A 21858-nucleotide genomic window follows, 5' to 3' on the forward strand; every position below is an offset into this window, starting at 1 on the left:
ATAGTCATTCAGCGCTGTGGCCGGTGCCGTCCCCCTCCGGCCCGGGGGTCTCCCATCCCAGACCCCGGCGGATCGCGATCTCCACGGGCGAATACGCGCCGTCGGCCCGCTCCAGTTCGTACGGCGCGGCCGGCATCAGCGGCGGCTGGGCCATGAAGCGCGGCCGAACCCCGTGGTGCGGTTGCGCGGTGTGCACCAGGAACGGATGGCACAGGAAGACGTCGCCCGGGGACCCGGTGGCGAGGCCGAGCGACCGGTGGTCGGAGGCCGCCACCAGGTCGGGCGCGAGGGTCAGCCCGCTCGCCCCGTCCTCCCCGTACTTCTCCAGCACCTTCGGCACATCGAGGTGTGAGCCGACGCGGATCCGGGTCGGGGCGTCCTCCTCACCGACCTCGCTGAACAGGAACAGCATCAGCAGCGCCCGGCCCCGGGAGCGCAGATTCGTGAAGTACCAGCTCTCGCCCTCCGGCAGGTAACTCCCCTCGATGTGCCAGCCGGCATCGCTCGGCTCCTCCTCGTGCGGGAAGCGCAGCGGGAACGTGCCCAGCGAATAGCGCGGCTCCCAGCGTCCCGCGCCGACGAGCAGGTCGTACGCGTGCTGGAGGAACGGGGAGTTGGGCGCTGCTGCGAACGGCCCCTGCGCCATGCCGCCCACCCAGTGCACGGGCTGCGTCCACGTCGATGGGTCATCCGGGTCGCAGCCCGTCTCCCGCCACAGCAGCCGCGCGCAGTCCGCGGCCACACGCGGCGCGACGGCGCCCCCCAACTTCACGAAGCCGTCGCGAAGGAAACGGGATACCAAGGTCAGGTCGTCCATGCGCCCCATCGTGCGACAACACCGGCCCCGACCACCCGACATTCCCCGCGCCGCTTCTGTCGGGTACGAGGACGGACGTGGTCCCCGGCCACGCCGCCCGCCTGCCCCCGCACCCGGAAGAGGCGGCGCGTCGGCCTTCAACAACGTCCAGGCACCCGCACGTCACACAGCCAATCGGCCCACGATCTTCTTGCCGACGTCGGTGCCCTGGTCGGCGCGGGGCACACCGACGGAGGTCTTGACGCACTGGGAGTGGATGATGCAGGCGCCGGGTTCACCCCCGGTCTCTTTCCTGCCCGCATCCAGGTGGGCTTGGGCGGGGCGCGGGGTGGCGGAAGGGGCCTCCGTGGTGCTGGAGGAGTTGGCGCGGCGGGGTGGATCGACCGCCGCGCCGCTGGAGCCGGCGCAGGGCGCGGACGGGTTCTCGGCCGAGCCGAAGTCCGACCGGGCCGACCTCGAAACCTGTATGCCCGGCAAGCAAGAGATCTCCGCGCCGCCGGTTATTACGTACCGCGAACGGAATGCCGCCGGGCCTGGGAACTCCAGGTTTCTCCTCCTTAACCTGCAAACCATGATCACTACTAGCCGCACACGCCGCGTCATCGCGGTCACGACCACCGCCGCCGCGCTCGCCCTCGACGCAACGGCGCTACCGGCATCGGCCCAGGAGGTGCAGCCGGCGGTCTCGGCACTGCGGTTCAGCGCCGAGGCCGCCACGGTCGGCACCAAGCTGACCGGGTCGGTGACCCTGGACGGTCCCGCACCCGCCGGGGGCTCCCAGGTCACCCTCTGGCGCAACACCTACTCCGCACCCAGCGTCCTCATGCCCGCCAAGGTCACCGTCCCCGCCGGAAAGACCTCGGTGTCATTCCCCGCCACCGCGTACTCGGCCGAGCCCTACGACCGCGACCACGCGAAAATCATCACCCCGTCGGCTCATCTGGGGACCTCACTGGCCTCGCGTGAGCTGGTCCTTCTGCCCACCGCCTTCGCCCTGTCCAGCGGTGTGGCACGACCCGGCACCGGCACCAAGATGGCTGTCGGCATCGGCACGCCCGCCCCCGCGGGAGGCGCCACGGTCGCCCTGAAGAGCAACACCGCGGATATCAAGGTTCCGGCGACCGTCACGATCCCGGCGGGAAGCCCCGGGGTGTCCTTCCCGGCGTCGGTGGCCTCCTCGGCTCAGCCGGGCGGGACCGGCCAGATCACCGCCACCTGGCAGGGCTCCACGACGACCTCCGCCTTCTACCTGAGCTGAGGGCCGATGTCGATCATCTGACAGACCCAGGCCCACGAGGAGGACCGGTGCGGACGGCATCGCCGCAGGTCACACGCGCTACCGCTCTGTACCGATCCTCCCCGAGGGCCGGGTCAAGGTCGCCACCGGTTCGAGGCCGCACTCACCCTCGCTCGCCAGATCAAGGCGTACGCCTTGCCTGCCGCGCCATCGTGACCGTGCATGATCGGACGGCGTCGTCCACAAACCATCGCCGAGGAGATACTACGGGCAGGCAGCGACATGGTGACGCTCGACGCTGATACTGCGGGCTGCGCAATGACGGCTTTCTTGATGTGCGAGGCCACAACAGCCTGCTCCGCTGTCTCGCCGGCCTCGACCGGGTCCTGCCGGCGCTCACCAAGGCAGGGGGCCTTGAATATTGGCAGCGTCTGCGTCAGGCGGCTCAACTCATCGCGGACGCCCCCATCGGTTCCATCGGATGATGGTCCCTTGAGCCGTGCTTGAGTGAGCCCGCCAGCCGACCTTTTTGTTGGGATCGCGAGAGCCGTTTTCCTCCTGGCCTCGGCGTGTCTTCGCCGTGCCAGATGCACCGCCCCCGGAGTCTGACTCGTTCGTTATCCAGCTTGCACCCAACAACGGCATTCCGGCTTGGTCGCGTCCCCGACGTGAACCTCACGCCCAATGCGGGTCTCGACGATTGCAGCGAACTCGGCCTTCGAGACCTGTCCCGCCGGACGGCGCAGCCACCCCGTGGTCAGGTCCCCGCTCTCCCTTACCGACGCCGCCGCCGCACTCGACTCCCGATCCGATGACCACAAGGTGAACCGCGCGCCACCAGAGGCGTTCAGCGGCCCTTGCGGGTCTGGCGGGTGATGGCTCGGCCCTCGTCCGGGGTGAGCGGGCCCGCGCTTTCCGGCGGCGACGTTCCGAGGGATGTCGCCAGCGTACGTCCGTGCAGGTCGAGGGCCACCTCGGTGAGGTCGGTGAGTTCGGCCAGGGTGGACCGGGCGCGCGTCCAACCGGTGAGGGCCACGGCCGCGTCGGCGTGGCCGACCTCCGCGGCCGCGACCCCCGGCTCGCCGACCGGTTCCAATGGGTGTGCGCACGGCTCGGCACGCCCGGGTTCGGCGCCGCCGAACACCGCCGCTGGTGGGAGGATCACGACTCGCTGCTACGCCGGATCCGCGCCCTCCCCGGCCTGGCGCGCTTCCTGGCGGCGCCGTGGCTGGACGACCTGCGAGCGGCCCCCGCGGGAGGCACCGCGGGAGGCACCGCGGGAGGCACCGCGGTCCTGCTCAACGCGGGCAGGGACCGCGGCGACGCCGTCCTCGTCCGGGACGAGGGCCCGCCCGTCCACGTGCCTCTGCCCGCGCTCCGGGAGGCGGTCGTGGCCGATCAGGTCACGGCGCTTCTCGCGGCGCTCTCCGGCGGAGGGTCCCTGAGCGGGGTGATGATCCTTCGACGGACCGTCCGGGACGTCCTGGCCTGGCTGTGGCGCACCGCCGTGGGTCCCGTCGCGGACGCACTCGGCCCGCCCGGGCCGGAACCGCATCGGGTCTGGTGGCTGCCGACCGGCGCGCTGGGCCTGCTGCCGCTGCACGCCGCCGAGGAACCTGGGATCCCGGGGGCACTGGACGTCATGGTCTCCTCGTTCGTGCCGTCCCTGCGGGCGCTGCGGGACGCCCGGTGCCGCCCGCCCGCCGCCCGCCGGGAGACGCTGACCGTCGTGCTCGCCCAGACTCCCGGCCACGCCGACCTGCGCGAGACGGACGCGGAGGCGCGCCTCCTCGACGGACCGACGCTGACGGGCGCGCAGGCCACGGCGGGAAGGGTCCTCACCGCCCTCGGCGACGCCACCTGGGCGCACTTCGCCTGCCACGCCGTCGCGGACCCCGTGTCACCGGCCGCCGGCGGCCTCCTGCTCCACGACCGGACGCTGACCCTCCCCGAGCTCGGCGACCTGCGGCTGCCCGAGGCGGAGCTGGCGTACCTGTCGGCGTGCTCGACCGCCGGGCACGGCGTCCGCTACGCCGACGAGGTCCTGCATCTGGCGTCGGCGTTCCAGCTCGCCGGGTTCCGGCACGTCGTGGCCAGCCTGTGGCCTCTCAACGACACCGCCGCCGGCGAGGCCGCGACCGCCTTCTACGCGGCGCTACCCGCGACCCCGGTCGCCGACGCGGCGGCGCCGGTCCTCCGTGAGGTCACCCTCGGCCTGCGCGCCCGGCATCGAAGGCAACCGGAACTCTGGGCGCCCCTCGTCCACAGCGGTCCCTGACCTCGGCCTCGCCTGCGAAGGCGATGACTCCCGGGGCTGGTCGGAGACCGTCGCGGAAGGTCGCCGCCCAGGGCGCAACCACGCGATCCGCCGCCGCGGGCCCGCTCATCAGGGTGTGCCCGTCGACGAGGAGCATGTCAGGCGCGGGCATCCGGCAGGTCGCAGCAGGAAAAGCCTTTTCCGGACAGTTTCGTCAACTCTCCCGTCTGCCTGTGCGGTTGAACCAGGCATTGGCAGCGGCGGCACCGAGGGCCAGAATCCCCACCGGAATCCCGATCCAGGCGGGCACCGGATTCCCGGAGGCCCGAGCGGTAAAGGGCACTGCTGCCAGAAGGAAGAGTGCCACTACCGCGACGATCCACATTCCCTTGCGCATCATCTGATCCTCAGGTCGACTCCAGCACACCGGCGGGCACCGCCGCGCCTTCGCTTCGCGGTACTCGCCGTTGCGCAGAGTCACTCACGGGACTAGATGTTCATGTCCCGAATCGTCCGATTCATTACCCGGAGATCGCACCGGCGACCTGATCACCGAGGAAGGATCCTCCGACCTCGCAGAGGCCTGTCGCCGCCACTCCGAGGCCACCGGTGGCGCATGTGACGCCGGCCATGCAGCCGAAGGCGACGCCCTGGCCGCCCACGGCCGCGTAGGTGTCCTGGGAGACGCTCCCGTTGGGGTCGCTGACATCTTCGTAAACGGTGGCGTACATATCCGAGTCTTGGGCCAAACCGATACCGTTCCAGAGGAGTTCGCCCCACGGATACTTGCCGGTGAGGTCGACTCGGTTGACGGGGCTGTCGCCCGCATATGCATAGCGGTTCCCATTGCCTGGGTCGCCGAGCGATATGACCGAGTCCTGCTGGGTGAAGCGGCCGCGGCTGGCATCGTAGAAGCGCTGACCGAGTTTGAGCAGGCCGCTACCGGGTTCGCTCAGGCCACCGGTATAGCGGATCAGGTTGATCGCCGACTGCCAGCCGTTGTCGGCGGTCGTCTCGCCGTACGGCCCGTAGGTGTAGGACGCGGCCTGGGTGCCCGAGGGCGAGACGATGGACGTGACCGAATCGAGCCGTCGGCGCCGAAGGCGTAGGGGTTGCTGCCGTCGGGGTAACCGAGCGGCGTGCCGGTGCTGTCGTGGATCATCCAGGCGGTGCTGCCGCCAGGCCAGGCCGCAGCAAGAGAGTACATGCACGACCTTTGGCAGGCCAGTGCAGCTCAGGAACCGCTATCCAGTTGATAGTGACCCCTGACCTGGGGAAAGTGCGGGCGATACTGAGTTCGATTAAGTGACCTCTTCGGTGTGAACACCATTCACCACCCCAGCCGTTGCGGACCTTCTGGCATCTTCCCAGCTCAGACGAGTCCCTTCCCTTCACCATGTAGCCGTTCGAGGAAGTTCGAACGCTCTCGGATCTCCCACAATCAACACCGCACGTCGAATAGCCAATTACTCTGAGTTACCTGACGCAGCGCTCACCACACCTCTATCTGCACCCCGTCCCGTCCTAGCCCCCCTTTCGGGCGAGGCGGCGGCATTCCCCGGTTCCGGGCTGCGGCGGAGGCGGCCACAGAACCAACTCCCGTGCGACTGCTCCGCTCCTACCCGGCGGTCATCCCCTTCGGCAACTTCGCCCATTACTACTCTGCTTGGTTTCGCCCCCGCGGCGGCCACCCAGGCTCCTGCATCCGATGCGACGGCGTGGGCGATGGCGCGGCTGGCCGCTCACAACCGGTGGCTACTGGTCTTCGACAACGCCGAACACCCCGACGACCTCCAGCCCTATCTCGGACGGCTGAGTAGCGGCCACGTCCTGGTCACCAGTCGCCGCGCGACCGGCTGGACCGCGACCGGCGCCACCGTGCTGCGGCTGCCGGTCTTGAGCCAGGAGGCCTGCGCCGACCTGCTCGCCCGCACCCTTGACGAGCCGACGCGCCTCCGGCCGACCGAGCGTGCCAGCACGAGCTGGCCGCGGAGTTGGGCGGGTTGCCGTTGTCGTTGCGGCAGGCCGCCGCCTACATCGCCGCCACCCCCGGGATGACCGCTGCGGATCTGCGGCGCCTGCGCGACGCCCCGCAGTGGGCGCTGGCCGCCACTCCCAGCCAAGCGGCCAGCTCGGGGGCGGGGTCGGCGAACCGGTCGGCGCGCAGCGACGAGCAGGTCGTCTCGGCCACCTGGCAGGTGACCATGGTCCCCCCCCCGCAGTCCAGGGGGGCCGTTCTGGTGCGATCCGCACCCGGCCGACACCGACCTGCTGCCCTGCGACGGCCACCGCCACCTGGGGGTTCTGGAGGCGTGTCTCCGAAGGCAGTGGGACCCGGCGCAGAGGCCACCGCCCGGCGAGGTGATTGCGGCGATCGACCGGCTCGCGGCCCTGCCGGGCCCGATCGCCTCCTAGGCCGTCGAGGCGCTCACCGCATGCCTGTGGTTCGGTGTCGGCCCGGTCACCGGACTGGACCATTTCGGGCACCTGGCCGGGCGCCCCGTCCGGCCGGGCGGCTCGACACTGTGGGACCTGGTTCCCGGCGTGACGCACTGGGAGATGCGGACCGCCGCAATCGGAACCGGCGCGCATGTCTCCGCCTCACTAGTGGACCACGACCTCGGGCACGTGATGGAACGCCGCCGCCGCGCCGCCGAATCCCGGGGATGGGGAACGATCATGTTCCGGTGCCGGCCGCTGCTGATCGTCGAGCGGTGGCTGGACCCGCTGGAATGGTGGGCCGAGGCATGGTGATCACCGGGCAGCTCGCCCGACTCATCCGCACCTTGAGCGGCCACGAGGCCATGGCCGAAACCATCGCCCGGTGCTATGTGAGGCACTTCGGGCTGGGTGTGTGGCGCAGGCGGTACTCAAAGGCGGCAAACTGCTCCTCCCGCATGACGCCGGGTGCGGCGCTTCGGTGATCTCCCCCGAGGACCCCCGCTACCCGGTTCTACGCGCCGACGCCGTGGCCGAGGAGGACCTCACCGGCACGCCCGAGGAGAACGCGGCCATCGCGGCTCGATGGCGCGCCAAATGGGGCCTCAAACACCGCCGGACCGCCTGACCTCACCACCGTCCGCTGTCAGGTGCTACGGCGGACCGCTTCACAGGGACGAAGGCGGCAGTGCCGCGACCCGCTCACACCGACCGGACGGCCGCGGCACGCGCGGTGTCGAGGTCATCGGCCAGTGCTGGGAGTCGCGCTCTGCTGTTGGCCGTAGTCGCTGTCCGGGCATGCGGTGCAGGCGAGACACCTCCGCCAGCGAAGACACCAAGGTATGCCATCAACGGCCCACACCGAACCTGTCCTGAGGCTACGACGTTGCGAGTTGGATCCGACCGAGCGTCCTCGGTGGCCCCGTTCCGGACCCATCTGATCCGAAGACTTCGCACGACCGGAGTCGTTAGCTCATTGTTCGTCTGGTGGACCCTCGTGTCGATCGGGATGTCCGAAGAACCTGTCAAAAACAGGGTTTGTAGAGGAGATGCGCCGTACAGGAGGGCCAAGCTGAGGTTTATCCCAGCGAGCAGGTGAGTGGGCAGTATGTGCGGTACTGCGGGCGGCTCCTGTGGCTTCCGAGAGCGTGGTGGCCGCTTCGCTAGTTACCGGCGGGCGGGACCGCAATCGGGCGGCGGTATTGGGACTTCCGGCTTTCACGACAGTCGAGGGGGCCGGCGGTTGCGGCCAGAACTGCATGATGAACGTGTCACTTGGTTCCATCGGGTCCCCGCTCGGACCGCTAGCGCAGTACCGCAGCCGATAGGTTCCCGGACCGGCGGCCAAGGGCGGCAGGTCATGTGCCTTGCCGCCGCCCCATTCACTTATGTGAAGGGTGCCTGAAAGCGAGAGGAAGGAAACCTCGACGATGTCGACCCACGAACTTTCCTGACAGCCCGGATCCCCCTCCTCGGTGACCACCGTAATGCTGCACCTTCCATACTCGATGCCGGTGTAGAGGATGCCGAAACCAGGCACAGTCTGCGCTATTCCCGCAGTGTTCGCGCCCTCGAGTGGCAGCGCCGGAAGGCCGCCGAGTTCATTGTCAACGAAATAGAACTGCGAATAGTTGACCAGCACCTGAACTGTTGCCTCGGTCATGCTCGCCCTCCTCCCGTCACGGCCCTGACTCAGGGTAGCGAAGATGCCAAGGTAGCCAAGATAACGGTATGGGTGGGCAACCTCAAGGCGCTGCATCGGTTTCCGTTGCTCCCGTGGCAGCGCACTGCGGTCGCTCACGAGCCCGCTGCGAGACCGTGGCATGGGGACCGCGGCTCCTAGAGACCTGAAGGCCACTGCCAGACAGACGGCACCGCCTTAAGAAGGACGCAGTGCTCCGCCTCTTGGGTTACGGAAGTCGAACGTGATCTTGATCACTGCGAAGTCCTCCCTGTACTTTGCCAAAATTTTAATGACCACCTTTCTCTGCTCTGCTACAAGATCTTTAACAGCATTGACGCACGCAGGTCAGTAACCCAAAGTGGTCGGGCTCTTCGAACTGCGAAAGGGCCCGCCGGGCAAGTGGACAGAAGGAGGTGTCGATGTTCAAGAAAGGCTTTTGGGCCGCTGTTGTCGGGCTGGTGATGTGCTTGGTCTCACTGCCCGCTGTCGCGCTGGCGGATGCGCAACCGACTACCGGCCCCCAGAAACCACTTGTTCCATCGGCAAGCAAACGCTGGGAATCGCCTCAGCATGGCGCACGCGTCAAGGTTCGCGACACGTGCCGTGACTTGGACAAGGGGCTCACCAAGAGAGATTCGAAACGGAGGTACCTGACTTGCGTGCGCCCGTTGGCGAAGTTCCCCGGGCCGCAGGATTTCAGATATGGCGTCGCCTCGAATTCCTCGTATCCCCCTCAGCAATGTGCGGATGAACCCCAAGATCAATGGCACTTCGTCAGTCGAACCGAAGCATGCGCGGTCATTCCCATGCAGGAAGAGATTCGCAACTCGAACAACGAGAAGATAGCTCAGCTTACTTTTCGGGTCATCCAGTACTGGTATGCGGCCACTACGGCAGATGGCCGAGCTCTCGGAAACTGGACCTATCGACTCGACGTCGAGAAGTCCCTGCTCGGCAATGAAGGCGATGTAGACGGAGCAACCGTCGAGGCGAGCGCTCAATACTGCGAGGAGGTGGGAATCAAGCCTGGATGCCCTGTCGTCGGCACCTCCAACTATGTCGATTTTCCCAATGGAAAAAAATTTCCGCAGCAGGACCTGATCTACGGCATCGGCGCATACGGGGACTGGAACACTGACACCTCCATTCACGGCAAGAGCGGAGATGTCTCATGGGCGACGATCATCGCCAAAATTCAGATTCTATTCCCAAAAATGCCGGATAAGTTCATTCATATCCCGATCGTGACCGAGCCCGATATCCGGTGCGATGGCATTGACGGCTCATTTCTGGAGGCGGGCTGTGTCTTTCCGCAGGCGCCTGATGTCATGGAGTATGCACTCGACGGCCCTTACCAGGAGCTCGCGCTTCACATCTTCGACGCACAAAGGGTTCGAGGTATCCCCGGGATGACGGCCGGGGGACCGGCTCCAGGCGCGCCTGGCGGAACACCGCTCACCCGTGGGACGGACGACAATAACGACAGAGACGTCGCCTGCCCGGACCGCCTCCCCAGGCCGTTTGGGGACAGTTGCGACGAGTACCCGTTCAATTCATCCGGAGAAGGAGCAAGTCAAGGTAACGGGTTTTCCTGTCGAATGATCAATCAGGATCACAACTCAGAAGGAGGTACTGCGCTCAGTCTGTTCTACAGAAATCATCATGTACTCAAGATCGATCCGACTCAGAAGGGCGACGAGTTCTTCGTCAAGATCACAGGCAAGCTCACCGGAGCGTCGCCTCGCGCTTGGTCTCCCAACGAGGAGCGCACCTGTAGCTATCCAGATCTGTACATACCCAAGCCCAAACCGCTGACGGGCCTTGATCTATCAAGCGGGAATCGAATTCCTACGGAAGGGGGCGGCAGTAGTGGGTTGGCAGGCGACTGGGCGAAGGCGGGCTATCTTGAAGGAGGTCCGCTCCCCGCTTCGGGCGATTTCAACGGTGCGTCCAACTGCTCCATAAGCTCAGCCTCGATGGAGGCGCAATACGGCGTCAAGCCGAACGACTCCGCCGATGACACCGCAGGAATTCAACGCGCCATTGATGCCATCAAGGCCAACTGCTCCCCCACTGCCGGCTATCATAAGCTGAGCCAGATCACACTTCCGGCGGGCACGCTGAACGTAACGCATCAAATTTATCTAGATGCTGACTATCTGGTGGTCCGCGGCGAGGGAGCCGATCCTCGCTCCGGAACCCGCATCGTATACAAGCCCGACTCCAATACCCGTTACGATGCCCTCACGGCAGACGGTGCGGACTGGAACGAGGACGGCATGACCGTCGACAGAGGCGACGGCAGCTCCGAGCCGGCGCCTGGCGGTTGGCTCTGGCCGGGGCGCGGGCTGTTCCGCGTCCAAACTCGAGATGTTCACCCGGACTACAAAAACGGCTGGAACGCCGCTCCCTCCAACCGCAAGGATATCCTCGAGGGCACTGTAAACGTCCATTGGAAAGTGGGCGCAAAACTGAAAGAAGGTCGCGTCAAGGGATTTGCTGCACGACTCGGCGACACGAGCATCATCCTCGCCGACAGCACCAATAGCAAGGTGATGGCCGGCTTCAAGGTCGGCGGCTACGTCAACATACGAGCTGCGAACACCAAGAAGTTCTACGCCGAGGAGATGGCGACTCTGCCGACTGAGCATCCGCTGCAGAACCTCCATATGCGCCAGCAGATCTTCAAGGTAACCTCGGTCGAGGGCAAGACGATCACCCTTGACAAGCCATTAGAGTACGACGTTCCCGTCAATGGTACCTCCGACGGTTCTGATCCGATCGGCACTGACAAGCCCATCGATTCCAAAGCATCGCCGATTGTCGATCCGGTGCTAGGCGTGGGGATCGAGAACCTGTACTTCACCCAAGACCTCCCTGGGGAGGAGCCTGCATCCGCTGCGCATAACTATGGGAACATGGATCCCGCAGGCGAGATGCATGGAATAGTTCTCAAGTGGGCCATCAACTGCTGGATCAAGGGCGTCCAGTCATATATGACGGGCTCACATCCGATCGTCACCGAAGAGGCCAAGAACCTCAGTGTGATCAACAATCAACTGGATGGCGCCTGGAACAAGGGTAAGGGCGGGAACGGATATTTTCGCGGGTCTCGCGTCTGGGACTCACTCTATGCCGGCAACGCCACACGCAACCTGCGTCATTTTACTTTCCAATGGTCTGCTTCGGGGAATGTCGCGATCGGAAACGACTTCGACTCGGACCTGAACCTGCACGGTGGATGGGAAAGACTCAATCTGTTCGAGCTGAACAGAGTCACCGTGCCCTACGGGCATCGATCTGCCAGCTGCTACAGCAACTGCGGGGAAGAGGGCGGAGGAGGAATCGACGACTCGCAATGGTTCCCCATCTGGTGGGCGGCTGGAAAAAAGGCGGTGAAGTGGTCTGGGTCGTCGGGCTACAACAACGTCTTCTATAACAACATCATGAAGAAGCAGCTCGATAGCAGTATCGACCCGTTCAACGGCTACTTCACCGACAGAACTCAGGTTATTCGGTTCGGATACAATCCCGATAGTATCTACGGGCCGTCGTTCTGGTATCACCTTCGAAACTCCCAGGACGAGCCGATCCCTGACTGGGCTGGACACGAGCAGGATCCGTACTGTGCCGGCGCCGGGAGACGTGGCCTATCGTGTAATGAGGCCGCTCCAGGGACATCTATGTTTCTGAAGAACGTGCCTGAATTCAAGTGAACCGAGGAGAGCGGGCGGCCTGAGAGGCCGCCCGCTCTCTTGTGCTTGCGGCTCGTGATGTGGTCGCGAACGCAGGTCGTGCGTGAAAAGGATCGACTGGTCCACGCCCGTCGGCGGGACGCGGCGCGCCGCCACCTCGGCTTCGGCGCTCATCCGACGACGATCTACGAACGGTCGGCGGACGCGTCGGTCGGCGGACGCGTCGGTCGCCGACGCCCGGGCCGTCCTCGCGAGATGGTGAAGTGGGTCGATGGCGACTGAAGGTAGGAATTGCAGCCTGCCGACTCGGCGAACACCGAGCCGCACCTCATCCCCTCGCTTGAAACCTACGTCCCCAGGGCGGCGTGTGAACACAGCGGCCGCGAGCAAACGCAAGGCCCCGATGACAGCGGAATGCTCCTGCCTCAGCCCCACCTGCGGGAAGGACAAGTCCGGGAAGTGGTGCGGCCAGGTCGCCGCTGGGCTCGGCCTCATTGCCCGCGCTCACCGTCGGCGCTCACCCCCCACGCGCGACGGTGCTGCTCCTCATGGCCGTGGCCATCTTGTACTGGTCCAGGTGTGCTCCTCATGAGTGTTGGAGGGCCTTTGGATGCGGCGGGGATGCGGAGACGGGCCTGTCGCGATCAGTCGGGCGGGGTCGGCGATGCGGGCGCACGCGCGACCGTCACCGAAGGGACTTGTGCGGTGGGTGGGCCGGTGGATGAGGGTGTGGGCGAGGTGGGCACTTGCAAGAGGGCGGAGTCGAGCGGGGTCGTTGGTGAGCGCGCAGCGGGCGCCGAGGGCCTCGGGGCGTTCGGTGGCGCGGCGCAGCACGATGAGCGGGATGTGCAGCACGCTGGCTTCTTCTTGGATGCCACCGGAGTCGGAGATCAGCAGGGCGGCGTGTTCGGCGGCGGAGAGGAAGGCGGGGTAGGTGAGCGGGGCGGTGGTGGTGATCTGACGCAGGAGCGGGGCGAGTCCAAAGCGGGTGGGCGCGGTCGCGGGGGCGGGGGTGCAGCGGGAGGACGACGGGGGGCCAGGCCGACCAGCGCGGTGAGGATGGCGGCGAGCCGGTCGGGGGCGTCGGTGTTCTCCGGGCGGTGCGCGGTGGCCAGGATGTAGGGCTCCCCGTCGGGAAGGCCGAGCGCGGCGGCTGCGGCGCCGGGGTCGCGGGACGCCAGGCGGACGGCTTCGATGATGGTGCTGCCGGTCAGGGTGATCCGGTCGGCGCTGATCCCTTCGGCCCGCAGGCTGGCGGCGTTGCCGGGGTCGCGGCGCAGCAGTGGTCGGCGAGGTAGTCGATGAGGATCCGGTTGTGTTCCTCGGGCATGGCCCGGTCGCCGCTGCATAATCCGGCTTCGATGTGCAGGAGTGGCAGGTTGTTGGCGTTGGCGGCCGGCGCGCCGGCGAGCGCGGCGTTGGTGTCGCCTTGGATCATGACCAGGCGGGGCGGGGCGGCGGTAAAGTGCGGGTGAGGCTGGCGGTGGCGGCGCCGATCTGGACGCCTCGGGTCCTGCCGCCGACGGCCAGGCGCAGGTGGGGCGGGGGCAGGTCGCCGGTGCGGGTGTCCAGGTCGGGGTCGTAGTGCTGGCCGGTGTGGACGAGGCGGGCGTGGTCGCCGAGCAGATTGATCAGAACCGACAGTTTGATCTGCCCGGGGCGGGTGCCATAGACGAAGGCGATCGAGCGGTCGGGCCCAGCGGCTAGAGCAGAGGCAATAGGCAAGGTGGGCATCGCCGCCTCCTTCGCGGGAGCAGATGGTTCGGTCGGGGCGGGTCTACCGGAACAGGTGGGTGCATGCTCCGGCGAGGTAGTGGTGGGCGGCGGTGAACATCCGCAGATAGAGCTGGTCAAGGTCGGCCGACAGGTAGTTGGGGACCAGGTCGGCGCGCGACAGGATGCCCTCCGGGATGCGGTGTTGGCGCCCGTTGGGGTCGCGGGTGAGATAGCGGGCGGGCACCGTGATGTCGGCGGAGGCGATGTCGGCGGAGGCGGTGTCGGTGCTGGGGGTGGTGGTGAGGGCGATCGCCTCGTCGAGGTCGACTTCGACGAGCCCGGACACCTCCGCGTCTTGCTAACGGGATGTCGGTGAGGTCGAGGGTGAGGGCGGCCAGGTGCCGGTACTGAAATTCCCTCTCGATCCAAGTGGGGGCCAGGGTGACGGCGGTCTGCCGGATCCCGAGGGGCTGCAGGTCCTGGTAGGCGATGTTCAGGCCGAGTTCTTCGCGGAGCTCCCGGATCCCCTCGGGGAGGCTTTCACCTGCGTGGTAGTGGCCGCCGACGGTGAAGTCGGCGTAGTCGGGCCGGTCGAAGGCATACCGGCCCGGGGCCTTCTTCTGGAGCAGGACGGTGCGGATGTCGGGGTTGATGACCAGGCAGGAGAAGGTGCGATGCCACAGTCCTTGCTGGTGGGCGGCGTTCTTGTCCGCGCTCCCAGTGGGGGTGTTGCGGTCGGTGTAGATGTCGATCAGCACGGTGCGGGCCTGTCCTTCCCGAGGCGTGGCGCCGGGGCGGGCGGTGCCGGTGCGCAGTGGTCGTGCCAGCATTGCAGAGCATGGCGGTAGCGGTGGGGCTCACCGACCGTCACCCAGGTTCCGGTGAGCCGGTGCACGCGGACATCGCCGGTGGCCGCCAGATCCGCGACCGCCAGCCCGAGGTCGACTTCGCTGCCGACGTGCGGGCGGGCGGTGAGCCGGGGAAGGATCACCGGGCGCAGGACCAGCCGTGACACCACCGCCAGCGGCTCCGCAACGGTGTCGGGGTCAGGGCGCTGCCGGACCCCGGCGACCCGGTCGCCGCCGGGCACGGCGAGGTCGACGACACCGAACGAGCCGATCTGGTCGAGTTCGATGGTCTGCGCTGCGATCACCGCCGCCGCCACGGCGTCCGGTTAGCTCCGACCCACTGGCGGGGGGATTCGCCGCGCCGCCTCGACGGCCGTGTCGGCTGCTCCAGGGAACGCAATGTACTCGCCGTCGTGCCCACCCTTTTCACCCACTGCAAAGCATGGCGCACCTGGGGTAAAGCCTCCTCCAGATCCTCAGCCTCAACGCGCCTGCCCGCTGACTCCCAGCCCACCGTCAGCGAGACAGGGAACACTGAACACTCACATGACGCACACGTGCGCCACGTGAGAGCCCAGTGGCAGCATGCCTGTCACGCATTCGAGGCTAGTAAAACCGACCTGGCCGCGCACACGTCCTGCGGCACGAGTCCGAACCCGCGATCGCCCGGCTGCTGGCGGCCTACCAGCACGCACCCGGCGAGGTCCGGGACCGCACCTCCATCCGCGGCGTCGCCGTGGAGCTGGTCCGGCGGCACCGGCGGACGCCTGGAGCGCGGGATCTCGCCGCCTTGCTGTAAACACGCTCCCGCGGCGACCATTCCCCTGTTCCACCGGCTGGGTGAGCAGCGCAAAACATCGTGAACCGGAGTCCCCCTGGCACCCCTGCGGGCGACGTGGGGCGCGGGGCGCGCCGGCACACCCCAGCAGGAGGAGACCACGTCCCTGCTCGACCCCCAGCCTCTCGTGTGCACCTTGGAGCCGAGCAGGGTCGCCGAGTACGCTGCCGCGCGGCTACTGGGTTATAGGCAGAACCAGCCGTTTTGGACGTAGCCATGGGCATTGACGTCGCCGTAGGCGAATCCGTAGACCCACTCGCTGCCGAACTCGGCATCGACGCCCTGAACGGTGAACGTCTGGGGCTTGCCGAGATAGCCGAACGCGGCTCCGCCTCGGGTGTGGCGCACCTCCAGACTGTCAGCGCAGACCGTGAGGCGACGTTGGTAGTAGGCGTCTTCAGCAGTGGCCCATCGATAGGGACCACCGGCTTGCGTAACCGGCGCCGCGTACGCGGCGCCATTGGCCGCCGGTTGAGCGGCGGCCGGTTGGCGGGCTTGTGCCGCCGTCGCGGGCACTAACGAGGCGGCCAGCACGGCTGCGATGACCATCGCTCGTATCCGCATGAGGCTTCTCCTTGGTCGGGTGGGCCGCCCAGGACGGGACCCTGATCGATCCACGCCTCCGCGCAGCACTGAGGTTGCTCAGCAGCCACGACGAAACACGCAGTGACCACAGGGGTCAATGGTCTCCGCAGGAGCAAAGCCATGCCCACGGCGCAACGTTCACCGGCCTGCGGACGGGCGTTCGACGCTACGACCTGCCGTAAGCGAGGCGGCCATACCGCGGGCCGCGTGCCGACCATGTGGTGGCGTTCTTCCGCGAGTTGCTGGTGCGCACCAAGGGGTGATGGTCGCGCAGGCCGTTCGAGCTAGCCGTGGGCAGGAGCACGGCATTGCGGCTCCTATTCGGCGGCGTGGTCTGGGATGAGCAGACCGGGATGTTTGTCCGCCGCTCCCGGATCGCCTACATCGGCCTCGCGCGCAAGAACGGCAAGACCGAGATCGTCGCCGGGAGCGCGTGAAGTACCCCTTCCTGGCCGGGACGGTCGCCGATATTACGAACCCACCGAATGGAACGGAGCCAACATTTGGAGATTGAGTCCCCTGGCGCCCCAGTCCGGTGCCGCTGTGCGAAGGCCCCACGCCCGGAGGGTGTATTTTGGCCCTCCCGGCACGGCCGCGCTTCCAGAGGCGCCGGAGCAGGCACGAGCCGATCACGCAGCCTGGTTCGGGTCTGCGCCCTTCATCACCCCTATGAGGGGTCAGGTTCTCCCTCGACTCCCCAAGGGCGATGATAAGTCCGCAACAGCGACCGATCTGCCACGCCCCAACTCCTCCCACCACCTGCAAGCAGGGCAGGGGCCTTGCCTGAGCGGGCCATGAGCGACGTCGCCCCGCTGTGGCGCCATGCGGGTGGGCGGGCGCGGATTGTCGCGGCGTGCGGCACTGGTAAGACCTACGTGGGGGCCGAGGCGTCGCTGGCCCTGGCCGCGCACGGGCGAGTCCTGATCGTGGTGTCGACGCTGGAGTTGCTGACCCAGACCGCCCGCGCGTGGCGCCGGTGGCGGTGTTGCCGGCGTCGTCGTGGCGGAAACGCCATTCCAGCCGGTAGCGGGTACCGGTCGACGGGTCGAGGGTCGCCCACTTGAACCGGTCCACCCCCTCGGCATCGTGGCGTGATGGGTGATGGGGTGCGCAGCGCGGCCACCTCGGCGGTGGTGGAGGTTTCGGTGCCCCACACGCTCGCCCCAGCTCGGCGGGGAACACCAGCCGCACCAACAAGTGCAGCGTGGACAGCCGCACAGCGCGTTGGAACCAGCAGCCCCACTGCCGGTCGGAAACGGTGTTGGTGTACTGCTCTTGGGCGCGCTGCCCGGGGTAGGGCGGATAGCGGCCCTGATCGTCCTCGAACTGCAACCACACTTCCTTGAAGTAGTCGCGGTCCAGTTTGGGCAGCCAATTCATCGGCTCACCGTCACAGGGGGCGCTCAGCCCGAGCTCCTGAAAGGTCAGCGAACGCGCCCGATAGAGCCGGTTGGAGGCCTCCGGATCGCCCGGATAGCGGTCGACGGAGATGCGAACCAGATAGCGGGTGACCGGGGCGGGGCCGGTGTTGGCCAGCATCCGCCGCATCGTCGCGGTGTAGACCGAGCCGTCATAGCGCAACTCGGTGTCGTCGGACTCCACCACCAGCCGAGAGGCTCCACGTGAGGTCACCGTCGCCCTCTCGCCATCGCCGGTTCCTTTCGAGGCGGTGCGGTCGCGTTGGTCGGCGGTCCAGGCCTGCCACAACTCACCGCCCGCGCTCAGCGCCTGGTCAGCCGCACGGGCCACGGCGGCCGAGGCGGGATCGCGGCCCGCCTCGATGTGGGAGATGTAGGACCGGTCGTAGCTCATCGCCTCGGCGAGGACCTGCATCGTCATCCGCCGCTGGCGCCGCCACCGGCTCAGCGCCAACCCGAACCTGGTGGTGCCGGGCGGGAGGTCGGACGCGGAGGTGGCCACCGTGAACTCCCTGCCGTGAGTCCGCGTGAACGGGCGTGATGAGCGGGAGTGAGGTGTGAATGAGCGCCGTTCACGATGGTCTCACCTTCCCGGTCCGGCGTCTGGTGGATGCGACCGCCGCTCCACAACCGCGCGCCCGCCAAGGAGAGATGCGATGCCTCCGACCGCTGTGGATCCATCCCCGCCGCTCCTGCCCGCCCTGCCGCGCGGTGACGGGTTCGGGCAGATGCTGATCGACTGCTACCGAGCCGGGGCCCGGCCCGGAACGCATCGGCAGGTGATCGAACGCGACGACCGGTACGTCCGCGCCGACAGGTACTGTCCAGACAATGGACGGCCAGCGCCCTCCGCGCTCCATCGGGAACGGGTCCTGGCCAGATTGAGGTCGCTCGCCAGCTTCCCTCCGCCGAATCAGACGGGCCAACCAGACGAGCCCGGATTATCGGACGACGCCACGCCATAGCCGGTGACCTCGCTAGCCAACCGTGAACTGAAACGCCTGCGGACCAAAAGCCCCTTCGTCTTCAGTTCGGCGAAGAAGAGCGAAAAGGTCGCCTTCCGTCCGCCCCCCGCCGCGGTGACCACTTGCCGCCGCAGGACGTCTCACGCCTGTTCAGCGTGTCCGACACGTTCGGCCTTCTCGGTCTCGGCACGTGCGGGCCGCCGCGCCGCCGTCCAATCCGCCAGAGCCGTGGACCGCAACCCGAATCGCCGCTGCGCCACGCGGCAGGCGTCCCACACCCGATACCCGTTGTTCCACAGCTCGGGCGTACTCCGTCCGTCCTCGCCAAGGTCGCCACGATGTGGGTGTGGTCCTCGGCATGGAGAACAGCGACCCACCGGACGCCGTCCTCATTCCCGTCCGGCGAAAGCCCGGTCCGAGCCATCAACTCGCCCGCGACCTCCGCCCACTGCCGATCACTCAGAATCGGATCCTCAGGCGCCGCGCGAACCGACAGATGCCACACCTGCTTCCGGTGGTCGCACTCCCCCCACCAACGCCACCGGAAATCTCGACTACCGTCCGCGCGCAGAGCCGGCTCCAGATCAGCCGCACTCCGAAAGCCCGTCACGATGTGGCGGATCGCGATGCTCCCCGTGTCGCCCCACCCTCTACAGACACCGAATCAGGCCCTGAACCCGTACGCCAGGCAGATCCTTTCCGATCAACGCTCGATCACGGGATCAAGAAAGGCGGCAGCCCAGTCCGTCGGTCAGGTCGTAGACCGTCGCCCACGCCTCCCGCAACGCGTACTGCAGTTGAGCAGCTATAAGCCAGCGCCACCACCGGATACGCACCGACCGCCATCCGGTCAACCCGCCGCAGCCCTCACGACAACGCATCCTCGTCCACCGATAACGGGAGCCTCGCCCCCGTGCCCGCCGCGGCGTCCGACACGTACGCCGCGACAACACCGCCGCCTGCTGCGGCCTCCGCTTCCCGGATCGCGCCCGATCCCCACCACACGCTGGACCGCGCCCGGTCCAGCCGCCATATGTGCACGATTTCCATTTCTTGCCCCGCGCCAGCGGAGCCTCCAGCGGAGGGCTCGTGCCCGTGCTGGGTCAGCCTTGGGATACACCGCACCCGTCCCCCTAAGGCACCGAGCGACGACATCCGGACCGAACTAGGGCACAGGTAACGGGAGGCGGCTGCGGTCAGAAGGAACGTCTGTCCGTCCTCCGATGTCGCCCCCCTGTCCGGGGCACGAGCGCGCAGGATCCGCGGCATCAGCGTCGCAGGTCAATGACACTCCGCCACAGAACAACCTCATACAACTACTCTCTGTGTAAAATTAGTGTCAAGGTTGTTCAACGCTCGCGAGAGGTGCCCGTCTCTATGTTCGAGCCGCAGTGTGGTGGCCTCCTAGCCTCTGCTCTACGGCCTGGCGGAGTAGCGAGATATGACCTTGCAGGGCAGGAGAAGCGGTCAGCGGCATTCTGCGGACTCGAAGGACGGCAAGGGAACGGACGTTCGGTTGTACACGCCCGCCGAGGCGGCGGCGATGCTGCGGGTGCGCGAATCATGGCTGCGCAAGAAGGCCAGTGCACGGGTGATCCCTTGCACCTTCATTGGGAAGCATCTGCGGTTCAGCGAACGCGATGTGGCCGCGATCATCACGGCCGGGGCTAAGCAGCCGCTCGGCCGTCGGGGGCGCGCCTGCCCCTGAGTGACATGTCGACCACCAAGGAGGAATACGTCATGGCGTATGCCGAGAAGCGGGGAAGCAAATGGCGGGTCCGGTATGTACGGCCGGACGGCAGCAGCGCGTCAGAGTCGGGCTTCGACACCAAGACCGCCGCGCTGCAGTGGGGACAGGAACAGGAGACCGGGATCCGACGACATAGCTGGAGCGACCCCCGTGACGGGGCCGCGTTACTAGCGGACTGGGTGGAGCTGTGGTGGGCAGGGCAGGACTTGGAAGCGACCACCGAGGCCAAGTACCGATACCTGATCGATCACCACATCCTCCCAGCGTTCGGCAACCGACCCGTCAGCACGTTCACCAGCCCGGAGGAGATCGTCGCGTGGGAGAAACGGACGCGGACCGGCGGCTTCTCCCACCGGACCGCGGCCGATGCCCGATCCCTGCTTGGAACGATCCTCGGCGACGCCAAGGAACGTGGGCTGGTCCCGACGAACGTCGCGGTCAAGCGGCGTGGACGTGGCCGCAAGCGAGCCCGCCGCGCCATCTCCGTCCGAGGGCCCGAGAAGGTCTGGGCGACGCCGTTGCAGGCGCTCCTGTTGGCCGAGCGCTGTGCCCTGCTCTCGGGGCGGGACGACGACTTCGTCATGATCGTCATGGTCGCCTACACCGGCGTACGGTGGGGCGAGGTGAACGGGCTGGAGCGGCCCGCCTGCCGCCTCGATCAGATCCGGATCGACTGGCAGCTCCGCGAACTGGCCGGTCGGGTGGAGAAGGTCCCGCCCAAGGACGACTCCCATCGTCCGGTCGACCTACCGACCTTCCTCTCGGCGCTGCTGTCAGGACAGAGCACCTGTACCCCTGGGCGCTGCACATGTCCTGGTCGCAAGCCCGAATGCGGCGGCCAGGGACAGTATCTGTTCCTCGGCCCCGGCGGCGGGCATCACCGGCGCTCCACCTACGCACGGCGCGTCTTCCAGCCGGCGGCGGACGGCCAGTACCCCAAAGGCACCCGCATGGCCGGTAAGCGTGTACTGGTGGACACCAATGTGTGGCCGGGAGTCCCGCTCCCTGCCTGGCCTAATGCCATGGCAGGGCAGCCGTTCCATCCGCCCAGAGGCAAGGGAGTCCGCATCACCACCGAAAAGGACTCGCCGTCGGTGTGGCTCCCGCTCCTGGAGGGGCTCACACCACACGGACTGCGCCACGGTCACAAGACCTGGATGATCGAGGACGGAGTGCCCGAAGTGCTTCAAGCCGAGCGGCTAGGACACACCCTCCCAGGCATTCGCGGCGTGTACTCCCATGTCTCCGACACCATGCGAACCGAACTGAAGGCCAAGCTCCAAAGGCGGTGGGAGGAGGCACTGCGCGAGAGGCTCCTACTCAGTGCTTCGTCCCCGGTGCCGCTACTCAACGAGCTCCTGGAAACCGCTCAACAGAAGAAGAGGAGACCCGAACTCATACCTGTGAGTGTCTAGGGCGGTGTAGCCCGAGGTGGGGTGGAGTCGACACAGCCTGCCACCCCACCTTCGACTACGCAGAGTGACGCAACAGGAAAGCTTCTCGTGACCTCATTTGGCTGGGAGAGAGATGATCTCCCAGATTCCTCCCAGTTAATCACCCGGGCGCTGGGGCCGGAGCGCGGGAAGGCCGGTGTGGCCAGGGTGACCCT

Annotated in this window: 19 protein-coding genes and 3 pseudogenes; 8 read left to right on the forward strand and 14 right to left on the reverse strand. The window is 67.1% G+C overall.

Features of this window, described 5'->3' with window-relative positions:
• Positions 1–4: 4 nt before the first annotated feature.
• Positions 5–817: a phytanoyl-CoA dioxygenase family protein gene (locus KLI87_RS30265; protein ID WP_214619796.1), complete on the reverse strand. Its 813-nt coding sequence runs from the start codon at positions 815–817 to the stop codon at positions 5–7.
• A 346-nt stretch (positions 818–1163) separates the two neighbouring features.
• On the opposite strand from KLI87_RS30265, the gene KLI87_RS30270 reads away from it, so the two are divergent.
• A complete protein-coding gene (locus KLI87_RS30270) occupies positions 1164–2075 on the forward strand; it encodes a hypothetical protein (protein ID WP_214619798.1) in 912 nt (303 codons plus the stop codon).
• 826 nt (positions 2076–2901) lie between these two features.
• Here KLI87_RS30270 and KLI87_RS30275 read toward each other — a convergent pair.
• Complete coding sequence (locus tag KLI87_RS30275; protein WP_214619800.1) at positions 2902–3090, reverse strand: hypothetical protein; 189 nt, start codon at positions 3088–3090, stop codon at positions 2902–2904.
• Positions 3091–3102: 12 nt separating this feature from the next.
• Here KLI87_RS30275 and KLI87_RS30280 point away from each other — a divergent pair, with 12 nt between their 5' ends.
• Positions 3103–4332, forward strand: coding sequence for a CHAT domain-containing protein (locus tag KLI87_RS30280; RefSeq protein WP_214619802.1), 1230 nt, complete (start codon positions 3103–3105; stop codon positions 4330–4332).
• Positions 4333–4525: 193 nt separating this feature from the next.
• Here KLI87_RS30280 and KLI87_RS30285 read toward each other — a convergent pair whose 3' ends face one another.
• The 3 genes from KLI87_RS30285 to KLI87_RS30295 all read right to left on the reverse strand — a co-directional run bounded on the left by KLI87_RS30285 (position 4526) and on the right by KLI87_RS30295 (position 6517).
• Positions 4526–4792, reverse strand: a complete 267-nt coding sequence (locus KLI87_RS30285) for a hypothetical protein (protein ID WP_214619804.1) — start codon at positions 4790–4792, stop codon at positions 4526–4528.
• A 40-nt stretch (positions 4793–4832) separates the two neighbouring features.
• Positions 4833–5522: an RHS repeat-associated core domain-containing protein gene (locus KLI87_RS30290; RefSeq protein WP_214619805.1), complete on the reverse strand. Its 690-nt coding sequence runs from the start codon at positions 5520–5522 to the stop codon at positions 4833–4835.
• An 821-nt stretch (positions 5523–6343) separates the two neighbouring features.
• Positions 6344–6517, reverse strand: coding sequence for a hypothetical protein (locus KLI87_RS30295; RefSeq protein ID WP_214619806.1), 174 nt, complete (start codon positions 6515–6517; stop codon positions 6344–6346).
• Positions 6518–6870: 353 nt separating this feature from the next.
• On the opposite strand from KLI87_RS30295, the gene KLI87_RS30300 reads away from it, so the two are divergent.
• Both KLI87_RS30300 and KLI87_RS30305 read left to right on the forward strand, forming a co-directional pair.
• Positions 6871–7065, forward strand: a complete 195-nt coding sequence (locus KLI87_RS30300; RefSeq protein WP_214619807.1) for a hypothetical protein — start codon at positions 6871–6873, stop codon at positions 7063–7065.
• Between the two features lie 166 nt (positions 7066–7231).
• Positions 7232–7378: a hypothetical protein gene (locus KLI87_RS30305; RefSeq protein ID WP_214619808.1), complete on the forward strand. Its 147-nt coding sequence runs from the start codon at positions 7232–7234 to the stop codon at positions 7376–7378.
• A gap of 345 nt (positions 7379–7723) precedes the next feature.
• Here the strand turns inward: KLI87_RS30305 and KLI87_RS30310 are convergent, their stop codons facing one another.
• Entirely contained in the window at positions 7724–8413 is a 690-nt protein-coding gene (locus KLI87_RS30310; RefSeq protein ID WP_214619809.1) for a hypothetical protein, read from the reverse strand.
• Between the two features lie 440 nt (positions 8414–8853).
• Between KLI87_RS30310 and KLI87_RS30315 the strand changes: the two genes are divergently transcribed.
• Positions 8854–12150, forward strand: a complete 3297-nt coding sequence (locus KLI87_RS30315; protein WP_214619810.1) for a NucA/NucB deoxyribonuclease domain-containing protein — start codon at positions 8854–8856, stop codon at positions 12148–12150.
• 525 nt (positions 12151–12675) lie between these two features.
• Here KLI87_RS30315 and KLI87_RS41930 read toward each other — a convergent pair.
• The 7 genes and pseudogenes from KLI87_RS41930 to KLI87_RS30345 form a co-directional block, all read right to left on the reverse strand.
• On the reverse strand, positions 12676–13095 hold the full coding sequence (locus KLI87_RS41930; protein WP_214620058.1) for a UDP-N-acetylglucosamine 2-epimerase: 420 nt from the start codon (positions 13093–13095) through the stop codon (positions 12676–12678).
• Positions 13020–13567, reverse strand: a pseudogene (locus tag KLI87_RS41935) (UDP-N-acetylglucosamine 2-epimerase). Before KLI87_RS41935 ends, KLI87_RS41930 begins: the two are co-directional and overlap by 76 nt.
• Positions 13564–13863, reverse strand: coding sequence for a hypothetical protein (locus KLI87_RS30330; RefSeq protein ID WP_214619812.1), 300 nt, complete (start codon positions 13861–13863; stop codon positions 13564–13566). Before KLI87_RS30330 ends, KLI87_RS41935 begins: the two are co-directional and overlap by 4 nt.
• 43 nt (positions 13864–13906) lie before the next feature.
• Positions 13907–14191 carry a hypothetical protein gene (locus tag KLI87_RS40475; protein WP_250904415.1) on the reverse strand — a complete coding sequence of 95 codons (285 nt, stop codon included), beginning with the start codon at positions 14189–14191 and terminating at the stop codon, positions 13907–13909.
• 55 nt (positions 14192–14246) lie between these two features.
• Positions 14247–14675, reverse strand: a pseudogene (locus KLI87_RS41940) (NUDIX domain-containing protein); the annotation flags it as partial.
• Positions 14597–14998 carry a hypothetical protein gene (locus tag KLI87_RS30340; RefSeq protein ID WP_214619814.1) on the reverse strand — a complete coding sequence of 134 codons (402 nt, stop codon included), beginning with the start codon at positions 14996–14998 and terminating at the stop codon, positions 14597–14599. The pseudogene KLI87_RS41940 and the gene KLI87_RS30340, both read right to left, overlap by 79 nt.
• Before the next feature lie 716 nt (positions 14999–15714).
• Positions 15715–16095: a hypothetical protein gene (locus KLI87_RS30345; RefSeq protein ID WP_156220863.1), complete on the reverse strand. Its 381-nt coding sequence runs from the start codon at positions 16093–16095 to the stop codon at positions 15715–15717.
• A gap of 815 nt (positions 16096–16910) precedes the next feature.
• Here KLI87_RS30345 and KLI87_RS41945 point away from each other — a divergent pair.
• Positions 16911–17180 carry a DEAD/DEAH box helicase family protein gene (locus KLI87_RS41945; protein ID WP_214619815.1) on the forward strand — a complete coding sequence of 90 codons (270 nt, stop codon included), beginning with the start codon at positions 16911–16913 and terminating at the stop codon, positions 17178–17180.
• A gap of 640 nt (positions 17181–17820) precedes the next feature.
• Here KLI87_RS41945 and KLI87_RS41950 read toward each other — a convergent pair.
• Positions 17821–18036 (reverse strand): annotated as a pseudogene (locus KLI87_RS41950) (helix-turn-helix domain-containing protein); the annotation flags it as partial.
• 1904 nt (positions 18037–19940) lie between these two features.
• On the opposite strand from KLI87_RS41950, the gene KLI87_RS30360 reads away from it, so the two are divergent.
• Both KLI87_RS30360 and KLI87_RS30365 read left to right on the forward strand, forming a co-directional pair.
• Positions 19941–20207: a helix-turn-helix domain-containing protein gene (locus KLI87_RS30360; protein ID WP_250904416.1), complete on the forward strand. Its 267-nt coding sequence runs from the start codon at positions 19941–19943 to the stop codon at positions 20205–20207.
• 5 nt (positions 20208–20212) lie between these two features.
• Positions 20213–21664 carry a site-specific integrase gene (locus KLI87_RS30365; protein ID WP_214619816.1) on the forward strand — a complete coding sequence of 484 codons (1452 nt, stop codon included), beginning with the start codon at positions 20213–20215 and terminating at the stop codon, positions 21662–21664.
• The last annotated feature ends 194 nt before the right edge of the window (positions 21665–21858 follow it).

Source organism: Actinomadura sp. NEAU-AAG7 (assembly GCF_018603865.1).
Classification (GTDB): domain Bacteria; phylum Actinomycetota; class Actinomycetes; order Streptosporangiales; family Streptosporangiaceae; genus Spirillospora; species Spirillospora litoris.